The 220-nt window shown below is 70.0% G+C and carries 1 protein-coding gene; it reads left to right on the top strand.

Annotated features, from left to right (window positions below):
* On the top strand, window positions 1–220 hold a 220-nt coding region (locus N825_RS35945), incomplete at both ends, for a metal ABC transporter solute-binding protein, Zn/Mn family (protein WP_037462681.1).

The following is a 220-nucleotide window of genomic DNA, read 5'->3' as shown; positions in this document are numbered from 1 at the left end:
GCCATTCCCCCCGAGCGGCGCTGGCTGGCGACCAGCGAGGGCGCGTTCAGCTACCTGGCGCGGGATCTCGACCTGCGCGAGCTGTATCTCTGGCCGATCAACGCCGATCAACAGGGCACGCCGCAGCAGGTGCGCCGCGTGGTGGACCTGATGACGGCCAACCGCGTCCCGGCGATCTTCAGCGAAAGCACGGTGTCCGCCAATCCCGCCCGCCAGGTCG

The organism is Skermanella stibiiresistens SB22, assembly GCF_000576635.1.
GTDB classification, from domain to species: Bacteria; Pseudomonadota; Alphaproteobacteria; order Azospirillales; family Azospirillaceae; genus Skermanella; species Skermanella stibiiresistens.
This window is presented reverse-complemented; position numbering and strand designations above follow the sequence as displayed.